Source organism: Corallococcus terminator, assembly GCF_003611635.1.
GTDB lineage: Bacteria > Myxococcota > Myxococcia > Myxococcales > Myxococcaceae > Corallococcus > Corallococcus terminator.
On sequence record NZ_RAVZ01000395.1, the window covers coordinates 1 to 8,052 of the forward strand.

Annotated in this window: 10 protein-coding genes; 6 read left to right on the forward strand and 4 right to left on the reverse strand. The window is 71.3% G+C overall.

Annotated features, from left to right (window positions below; genetic code table 11):
• The first annotated feature begins 118 nt into the window (after positions 1 to 118).
• Complete coding sequence (locus D7V88_RS35840; RefSeq protein WP_120545091.1) at positions 119 to 1,177, forward strand: TetR family transcriptional regulator; 1,059 nt, start codon at positions 119 to 121, stop codon at positions 1,175 to 1,177.
• An 18-nt stretch (positions 1,178 to 1,195) separates the two neighbouring features.
• Here D7V88_RS35840 and D7V88_RS35845 read toward each other — a convergent pair whose 3' ends face one another.
• On the reverse strand, positions 1,196 to 1,738 hold the full coding sequence (locus D7V88_RS35845) for a hypothetical protein (RefSeq protein WP_208726683.1): 543 nt from the start codon (positions 1,736 to 1,738) through the stop codon (positions 1,196 to 1,198).
• A gap of 133 nt (positions 1,739 to 1,871) precedes the next feature.
• On the opposite strand from D7V88_RS35845, the gene D7V88_RS35850 reads away from it, so the two are divergent.
• Positions 1,872 to 2,927 (forward strand): hypothetical protein, encoded by a 1,056-nt coding sequence (locus D7V88_RS35850; protein WP_120545093.1) that lies wholly within the window; start codon positions 1,872 to 1,874, stop codon positions 2,925 to 2,927.
• Between the two features lie 22 nt (positions 2,928 to 2,949).
• On the opposite strand, the gene D7V88_RS35855 is transcribed toward D7V88_RS35850, so the two are convergent.
• Entirely contained in the window at positions 2,950 to 3,264 is a 315-nt protein-coding gene (locus D7V88_RS35855; RefSeq protein ID WP_120537724.1) for a tetratricopeptide repeat protein, read from the reverse strand.
• Between the two features lie 61 nt (positions 3,265 to 3,325).
• On the opposite strand from D7V88_RS35855, the gene rsfS reads away from it, so the two are divergent.
• From rsfS to D7V88_RS43975, 4 genes are all read left to right on the forward strand, one after another.
• Positions 3,326 to 3,892 (forward strand): ribosome silencing factor, encoded by a 567-nt coding sequence (gene rsfS, locus D7V88_RS43970; protein WP_208726684.1) that lies wholly within the window; start codon positions 3,326 to 3,328, stop codon positions 3,890 to 3,892.
• A 1-nt stretch (position 3,893) separates the two neighbouring features.
• Entirely contained in the window at positions 3,894 to 4,358 is a 465-nt protein-coding gene (locus D7V88_RS35865) for a 23S rRNA (pseudouridine(1915)-N(3))-methyltransferase RlmH (RefSeq protein ID WP_120545094.1), read from the forward strand.
• 73 nt (positions 4,359 to 4,431) lie between these two features.
• Positions 4,432 to 5,589 carry an RNA ligase RtcB family protein gene (locus D7V88_RS35870; protein ID WP_120545095.1) on the forward strand — a complete coding sequence of 386 codons (1,158 nt, stop codon included), beginning with the start codon at positions 4,432 to 4,434 and terminating at the stop codon, positions 5,587 to 5,589.
• A 63-nt stretch (positions 5,590 to 5,652) separates the two neighbouring features.
• Positions 5,653 to 6,354: a ComF family protein gene (locus D7V88_RS43975; RefSeq protein WP_208726685.1), complete on the forward strand. Its 702-nt coding sequence runs from the start codon at positions 5,653 to 5,655 to the stop codon at positions 6,352 to 6,354.
• 9 nt (positions 6,355 to 6,363) lie between these two features.
• On the opposite strand, the gene D7V88_RS35885 is transcribed toward D7V88_RS43975, so the two are convergent.
• Positions 6,364 to 7,179, reverse strand: coding sequence for a Uma2 family endonuclease (locus D7V88_RS35885; RefSeq protein WP_120545096.1), 816 nt, complete (start codon positions 7,177 to 7,179; stop codon positions 6,364 to 6,366).
• Between the two features lie 190 nt (positions 7,180 to 7,369).
• Complete coding sequence (locus D7V88_RS35890; RefSeq protein WP_120545097.1) at positions 7,370 to 7,687, reverse strand: DUF3817 domain-containing protein; 318 nt, start codon at positions 7,685 to 7,687, stop codon at positions 7,370 to 7,372.
• Positions 7,688 to 8,052 lie beyond the last annotated feature (365 nt).

The following is an 8,052-nucleotide window of genomic DNA, read 5'->3' on the forward strand; positions in this document are numbered from 1 at the left end:
CCCCACCCCTTCCCACCTCCTCCGCGCCAGGTGCCCGGAACCAGGAGACTTTCCGGCCGGGCAGGGAAGCGACCCGGAGGGCGGGACTGGCATCCGCCTTGCTGAAGGTTTCCCCACGATGACGCTGCGTGCCCTAGCCCTTCTCGCGTGCCTGCTCCTGGGCGCTCCCGCCGGGGCGGCGTCCGGGCTGGAACAGGCGCGGGCGAAGGCCCAGTCGGCGCGAAGCGGCGTACGCACCCTGCGCACCCAGCAGCAGGGCCTGCGCGACGAGCTCAACGGGCTGGCCGCGCGCATCGAAACGCTCAAGTCCCAGCGCCAGGGGAAGCTGACGACGGGCGGGGAGCTGGAGTCCGCGCTGCGCCGCTCGCAGGAGCTGAGCGGGGAGCTCACGGGGCTGGCCCAGTCGGTGTCCGGCGCGGAGGGGGAAGTGGAGCGCGCGCAGCTTGCGCTGCACGGCGCGCTGTCGCAGGAGCTGACGCGGCTGCGCTCGGCCTGGGACGCGACGACGGACCGGCCAGAGCGCGCGCGACTGCTGGAGCAGATGCGGTCCGTGCGCGAGGAGCGCGAGGCCGTGCGCGCGGCGCTGCCTGCTTCGCAAGTGCCGGCGCTGGACGGGGCCGCGCGGGGGGATGATCCGGAGGACCTGCTGGCCCAGGCGGACGCGCTGCGCGACAGCCAGGACAAGGTGCGCCAGCGGCTCCAGGCACTGCAGGCGCGCATCACCGAGGTGCGCGAGGAGCGCGACCTGGACCGGCGCATGAACGACTTCCTCGGCGAGGAGTCCATGTTCGACGACCAGGACCGGCGCCTGCGCCTGCGCTCGGTGGGCGACCAGGGCCTCCAGGTGGCGCCCACGCAGCGGACCGGCCCCCGGACGCCGTCGTTCGTCGCGGACGACAGCGCGTACCCACCTCCCATGGTGGGCGGTGGAAGCGAAGTGGGCGGCGGGGACACTCCCACGGCAACCCCGGGTGGGTCGCTGTCGCCAACGTCCGGCGCCACCGCGAGCGACCGGCGGCCCCAGGTGGATCCGGTGCGCGCCCAGGCCCTGGCCGCGGGCGGGCTGGAGGACCTGAAGTCCCTGGAGCAGGAGGCCGCGAAGCTGGAGTCCCTGGCGCGCGAGCTGGACGGACGCGCGGGCGCGCTGGAGCGCCGGGCGAAGACGCTGGCCCCCTGAGAAGCGCGGCCCTCTTCGCTAGAGCAGGCCCCCTTCCACCTCCAGCACCACCGTGGCCTGCAGGCGCACCTCGCGCTCCGGCAGGCGCCCGGAGCCACGCAGGATGATGGCCATGGTGGGCGCGGCGACGTAGGGCCGCAGGTCCACGCTGCCGTCCGCCTTCAGGGTCAGCGTGGGGTTGGGCGGGTTCAGCCCCAGCCCGGCGATGCCGTCCCGTCCCGCGAAGCGCGACTCCCGGTCCCCCGCGCGGGCCACGGCCTCCAGCGAGTCCAGGAAGTCGAAGCCCTGATCATTCGGGCTGAGCACCTTGAGCGACAGCGACTTCACCTCCACGCGCGTCACCTCGTCCTTGGTGACGTCGCGGTTCTTGAAGTCCTGGTTCTCGTTGAAGTCCAGGGCCGCGAAGCTGCTGATGGCGGGAAAGGCATTGAGCAGGGTGGGCGCGCCGGTGGTGTTCGCCGGCACCGTCGCCTCGCCCTGGACCTGCGTGGTGAAGGACGACGGGGAACAGGCGACGAGCCCCAGGCCGGCCACCACCGCGAACAAGGACACTTGAGACATGGCCCCAATGTACCGGGCGTCCGGGTGCGGCGTCACCGACCGCTGGCGCCACCGGTTGTCCCCCGGAGGACGCCCGGCCGCAGGCTTCGCGAGGATGGGGCGTGCAGGCGGCCCGGAGTATGGTGCGCGCGTCTTGGCCCGCCGCCTCCGCCCGCTCCTGCTCGTCCTCGCCACCCTCTGGGGCGGGGGTGCGCGCGCGGCCGAATGGCAGGGCTCGCTCAAGGGCACCGGCCGGATGCTCGTGGACAGCAACGCCCCGCGCGACTTCTCCGACGGCGTCACGTCAGGGCCCGGCGCGGACCTGGCGCTGAGCGTGCTGGGCACCGCGGAGGGCCGGGGCACCGGCGAGCGCTCGCAGGTGGTGGGGCGCTATGAGCTGGGCGCGCGCAAGTACGTGGCCTTCGGCAACGAGGACACACTGGTGCAGGCGGGCGCGCTGGAAGGGTCGCTGGCGCTGGGCACCGAATGGGGCGTGGGCGCCGAAGGCCACGCCAAGGACCGACGGGGCGGCAGCCGCGCGTACTCGGACCTGGGCGCGAGCCTCTTCGCCGAATACGCCCCGGACGTGCGGCTCGCGCTGCGTGTGCGCCTGGGGGCCCGCCGCTTCGTGTACCGCCCGGACCACACCGCCGACTTCGGCGGGGCGGAGGTGGGGGTGCTGGGGCGCTACCGGTTGGACCGGCGCCATTCCCTGAGTGTGTTTGGCGAATGGGGCTCGCGCCGCTACGGCCCCCTGGCCCGGCCCTTCCCCGGCTACGTCCAGACCCCGGACCGGCGCCAGGACGGGGCGCTGGTGGCGGGGGCGGGCTACACGTACCGGGGGCCGGTGAAGCTGTCGCTCACGTATGCCTTCCAGGAGGTCAGCTCCAACAGCTTCGGTGAGACGGCGCTGCGCCACCGGCTCACCGGGAGCGCGGGGTTGAGGCTGCCCTGGAACGTGACGCTGCTCGCGCAGGGCAGCCTGGGCCTGGCGCGCTACCCGGACGGTATCTTCCTCTCCCCGGAGATCATCCTGGTGGAGGAGGACGAAGGGCAGAACTCCCTGTCCCTGAAGCTGGCCCGGCCTGTCTCCTCCCGGGTGGACCTGGAGCTGTCCTGGGGCATCTGGAGCACGCGCCTGCCGCGCAACGGCCTGAGCTACACCCGTCAGGTGTTCGGCCTGGGTTTCACCTGGCGCGACCAGGAGTAGGACTCGGGGCCTGGGGCCCGGGTCAGTCCAGGTCGGCGATGCGCTCGTCGATCTCCTCGGCCAGGCCGGGGTGACCCTGGGCGAGGGCGTGGTCCCGGCCGGTGGTCAGCACCTGGCGGGCCTTGTCCGTCTGTCCGGCGGCCACATAGGCGTCCCCGAGGGAGACCAGGGCGGCGGCATAGTTCGGGTCCAGACGGACGGCGGACTCCAGGCTCTGGATGGCGTCGGTGTATTCCTTTCGCTCCAGGTGCAGCTTCCCCAGGGAGAACCAGGCCATGGGGGCGTCGGGGAACTGGGCCACCATCTTCTTGAATTGTTCCAGGCGGGCGTCGCTCATGGACGGAACCCATTAGAGGAGCGCTGGAAGCTTGCCAAGGGTGCGCTAGGGTAGTTCGCACATGGCCACGAAGAAGAAGACCCCCGCATCCAAGACGACGAAGACCAAGACGAAGGCGAAGGCGAAGAGCGCCACCCGCGCTCCGGCCCGGAAGAAGACGGCGGCGAAGAAGTCGGCGAAGTCCAGCCTCCGTCCGCCGCCGCGCAAGACGACCGCCGCCGCACGCAAGAAGGCTCCGCGCGCTCCGGCGCCGCCGCCGCCGCCGAAGATCGCGGAGAACCCGAAGGCGCGCGAGCTGGCGCGCCGCATCGGCGACCTGCTGCTCGACAAGAAGGCCTCCGACGTCGTCATCCTCGACATGCGCGGGATGACGTCCTACGCGGACTACATCGTCATCGCCTCTGGCGAGAGCGACCGTCAGGTGAGCGCCATGGCGGAGAACGTCCAGGTGCAGCTCAAGACGGGTTCCCAGCCCCTGCGTCCCATCAGCACCGAAGGCATGGAGACCGGCCAGTGGGTGCTGCTGGACTACGACGACGTCGTGGCCCACCTGTTCAACGGCGAGGTGCGCGCCTTCTACGACCTGGACGGGCTGTGGGCGGACGCGCCCCGGGAGAAGCTGGCCTGAGGTGAAGGTCCGCCTGCTGTCCATCGGCAAGGACCGCTCCGGGCTGTTCGAGCCCGCCGTGCAGGAGTACGCGCGGCGGCTCGAGCACTACACGCGCTTCGAGCTGATTGAATTGACCGAGGCGTCGGGCAAGAAGCTCAAGCCCGGCGAGGCCAAGGCCGCGGAGGCCACCGCCATCCTGTCCAAGCGCAAGCCGCAGGACTGGGTGGTGGCGCTGGACGAGCGCGGCACGCTGCTGGATTCGGTGGCGCTGGGCCGCTACGTCGCCAAGGCCCAGACGGGCGCGAAGGACCTGCTCTTCGTCATTGGCGGGGACGAGGGCCTGGACGACTCGGTGAGGGCCGCGGCGCACCAGGTGCTGTCCCTGTCGAAGATGACGCTGCCCCACCGCCTGGCGCGGGTGGTGCTCATCGAGCAGATCTACCGCGCGTTCACCATCCTCAAGGGCGAGCCCTACCACAAGTAGGCGGCCGGGCAGCCCGCCCGGGTGACGGGGCCCGCGCGTCAGGGCGCGCGCGGAGCCCGCGTCCGAGCGGCCCATGTCCACGTCACCTTCTGAAACCTCCCCGGCCGTCGCGCCGGCCGCCACGGTGCGCATCATCGCTTCGCCCCAGTCCTGGGTGGAGGGTGAGGCGGTGCGCCAACTGGAAGCCGTGGCGCGACTTCCCGGCATGCGCCTCGCGGTGGGGCTGCCGGACCTGCACCCCGGCAAGGGCGCCCCGGTGGGAGCGGCCTTCGAGTCCGAGGGCTTCCTCTATCCCTACCTCGTGGGCAGCGACATCGGCTGTGGCATGGGCCTGTGGGACGTGGACCTGCCGGTGCGCAAGACGAAGGCGGAGCGGTGGGCGGCGAAGCTGGACCTGGAAGGCGCGTGGGAGGGAGACGCGGAGGCCTTTCTCGCGGAGCACGGCGGCAAGGCCACGGGCTTCGAGGCTGCGCTGGGCACGGTGGGTGGAGGCAACCACTTCGCGGAGGTGCAGCGGGTGGAGACGGTGCACGACGCGCGCGTCTTCGAGGCGCTGGGGTTGCGGGCGGAGCGGTTGCTGTTGCTCGTGCACTCGGGTTCGCGCGGACTGGGGGAGGCCATCCTCCGCACGCACGTGGACCGGCACGCGGCGGGCGGGCTGGCGGCGGGGACGGCCGAGGCGCGCACGTACCTGGAGCGGCACGACGGCGCGGTGACATGGGCCCGGGCGAATCGCGCGCTGGTGGCGCAGCGGACGCTGGACGGTATCGGGGCGACGGGGCGGCGGGTGTTGGACGTGTGCCACAACAGCGTCACCGTGCGGCACTCGGACGGGCGCGTGGGGTGGTTGCACCGCAAGGGCGCGGCGCCCTCGGATGAAGGGCCGGTGGTGATTCCCGGCAGTCGCGGCGCGCTGAGCTATCTGGTGTTGCCGGTGGGCCCGGGCGAGCACAGCGCCCACAGCCTGGCGCACGGCGCGGGCCGCAAGTGGACGCGCACGGCCGCGCGGGAGCGCTTGAAGGAGCGCTTCACCGCGGAGTCCCTGACGCGCACGGTGTTCAAGAGCCACGTCGTCTGCGAGGACCGGGACCTGCTCTTCGAGGAAGCGCCGCCCGCGTACAAGGCCATCGACCGCGTAGTGACGGACCTGGTGGAGGCGGGACTGGTGAGGGTGGTGGCGACGCTGGCGCCGGTGCTCACGTACAAGACGCGGGGCCGTTCAGCGGAGTGAAGCGAGGGCGGCACGGGGCTCGCACGAGGGGCGCGACATGCGCTGTCCCCTGGAGTCCCGGTGATGTGGAAGGCCCTGTTGGACCTGGTGTATCCGCCCATGTGTCTGGCCTGCGCGAAGGTGCTGCCGGGCGTGGGTGCGGTGTTCTGCGAACCGTGTGACACGGCGTTGGAGCGATTGCCGCCGGTGTGTTGCCGGACGTGCGCGGAGCCCGGCACGTTCCCGGGGAACACCTGTCCCCGGTGCCGGACGGTGCCACCGCCGTTCAGCCGGGGCTGGGCGCCCTTCGCGCACGAGGGGCCGGTGGCGCGCGCCATCCATCGCTTCAAGTACGAGGACCACCCGGACCTCGCCGCGCCGCTGGGGGCGTTGCTCGCGGACGAGGCGCGGAGGTTCCTCCGGTCCGCGCCGGAGTGCGTGGTGGCGCTGCCGCTGCATGTCCGCAGATTCCGCGCGCGGCAGTACGACCAGGCGCAACTGCTCGCGGGGACGCTGGCGAAGGCCACGGGGCGGGTGGCGCCGGTGGGGTGGCTGGAGCGCACGCGAGAGACGAAGCGACAGGTGGGGCTGAGCGAGGCGGAGCGCACGGGCAACGTGGCGGGAGCCTTCGTGGCGTCGCGGGCGGTGAAGGGGCGGGAGGTGCTGCTGTTGGACGACGTGTTCACCACCGGGTCCACCGCGCGGGCCGCCGCGGTCGCCCTGCGGGAGGCGGGGGCCACGCGGGTGGAGGTGCTGACGCTGGCGAGGGCGTTCACCCTCGCCTGAGCGGTGGCATTACTTCTGGGACTTCTTCATCCGGGCCATTTCGGCCTGGAGTTCCTTGAGCCGGCGCTCCAGCTCCTCGCGGCTCCGGGTCTCTTCATCGCGACGCTGTGTCTCCTCAGAGAGACGGCGTTCAGCCATCTCCGCGCGACGTTGCAGTTCCAGGGAGTGGCCCTCCATGCGGCTGATGAGTTCCCTCGACTCCAGCAGAGGGGCATTGCCAGCCCAGAAGCGAAGGTGTTCGCCTTCCACCTGGAGTTCGAGTCCCAGCACCTCGGACACAAGACGTCCGTGACGCGGTTCCATGCGGGAGTAGACACGCGCGGCGGGTGTCGCCAGCCGGTAGCCCTCCAGCGTGAGCCGCCCCCCGTCGAAGATGAAGTACTCGGGGATGCCCAACCGTGCGTAGCGGCTCACGTTGAATTCGGCGTCCTTCTTGCGGTCGCCTCCGACGTGGACCTCCATCACCCAGTCGAGGCCGTGCCCCTCGTGGCTGACCACCCACTTGTCACGCCAGTGGGCCTCCGCTTCCAGCACGACCAGCAGGTCCGGCGCGAAGCGTCGCTCCGCCGGGTAATACACGGGCAACTCCGTGCCCACGTACACCTTGCGTCCCCGCCGCTCGAAATAGCCCCGGAGCACATCCACCGTGCTCATCTTGGGCTGGGAGTGGCGGTCTCCCTCTGGCATCGCCATTTCGTCGTACGTCACCTCGCCAGGCAGTGCGTCCACCACCTGCGCCCTCTCCTCCTGCCCCATCCGCTCCCACTCTTCCTGCGAGGGCGCCCGAGGGAAGGCGTCCCCAACCTTGTCGGTATGACGTCCCATGACCTCAAGCCTGCGTCGGGTAGGCCCGGCGGTCAATCGCCCCCGCACGAGCGCATGAGCAAGCCGCGGGCCGTTGTCCCGACACTCGACAGGAACAGGCGCGAGCCATCGCGAACTGGACGCGAGCATCCCAGGGCCTGGACACCCCGCGTCCTGACACGCGCTGGAACGGGCTCCGAAACAACAGCGCTCAGGGCGCCTTCACCGTCTCCAGCGCACGCGCCTCACCGCGCAACTGCATGTCCAACCAGAACGTCCCGCCGGGTACCAGCGAGGCCGCGAAGGCCACGATGATCCGCTTCACACCCCAGCGGTACTCGATGGCGGCCATCAGCAGCGTGTACAGGTACGCCATGAAGAGCACGCCGTGCGCCATGCCCACCGCACGCACGCCCTGGGGAAAGCCCAGCGCGTACTTCAGCGGCATGGCGATGAACAGCAGCACCAGGAAGGACAGCCCCTCCCAGAAGGCAACGGCGCGAAAACGTCCCAGGGCGGTCTTCAGCATGACGTCTTGTCGCCTCCTCGCCGCGACACCGTCAAGCCTTGGGGCCTGAACCGCATGGGCCCAGGTCGTGCCCCCGGTGAGCACCGGTGATGGACGGCGGTCCACGCCCGATGGCCCTTCGGCCCACCTTCCTGGGGGCAGTCCCCCTGGTCGCCCAAGGCGTCCACGCTCGCGCAAGCCCGGTCCAAAGCGCATCCCGGTCCGACGGACGGTGCACCCCGCCTTGCGCGTCACCATTGTCGGAAGGTGTTCCGCCCGTCGCCTTCCTCCACCCGCACGGCCCCGGAGACTGCTATCCCCTGCGCCGTGAGCACACAGCGATGACTCCTCCCCTTCCCATCCTCGCGCGCGAGGCCGCCCAGGCC

What these genes read in the sequence shown, in the direction of transcription:
- D7V88_RS35840 (WP_120545091.1), top strand. Translation starts at nt 119, where the DNA reads ATGACGCTGCGTGCCCTAGCCCTTCTCGCGTGCCTGCTCCTGGGCGCT.
- D7V88_RS35845 (WP_208726683.1), bottom strand. Translation starts at nt 1,738, where the DNA reads ATGTCTCAAGTGTCCTTGTTCGCGGTGGTGGCCGGCCTGGGGCTCGTC.
- D7V88_RS35855 (WP_120537724.1), bottom strand. Translation starts at nt 3,264, where the DNA reads ATGAGCGACGCCCGCCTGGAACAATTCAAGAAGATGGTGGCCCAGTTC.
- rsfS (WP_208726684.1), top strand. Translation starts at nt 3,326, where the DNA reads ATGGCCACGAAGAAGAAGACCCCCGCATCCAAGACGACGAAGACCAAG.
- D7V88_RS35870 (WP_120545095.1), top strand. Translation starts at nt 4,432, where the DNA reads ATGTCCACGTCACCTTCTGAAACCTCCCCGGCCGTCGCGCCGGCCGCC.
- D7V88_RS43975 (WP_208726685.1), top strand. Translation starts at nt 5,653, where the DNA reads ATGTGGAAGGCCCTGTTGGACCTGGTGTATCCGCCCATGTGTCTGGCC.
- D7V88_RS35885 (WP_120545096.1), bottom strand. Translation starts at nt 7,179, where the DNA reads ATGGGACGTCATACCGACAAGGTTGGGGACGCCTTCCCTCGGGCGCCC.
- D7V88_RS35890 (WP_120545097.1), bottom strand. Translation starts at nt 7,687, where the DNA reads ATGCTGAAGACCGCCCTGGGACGTTTTCGCGCCGTTGCCTTCTGGGAG.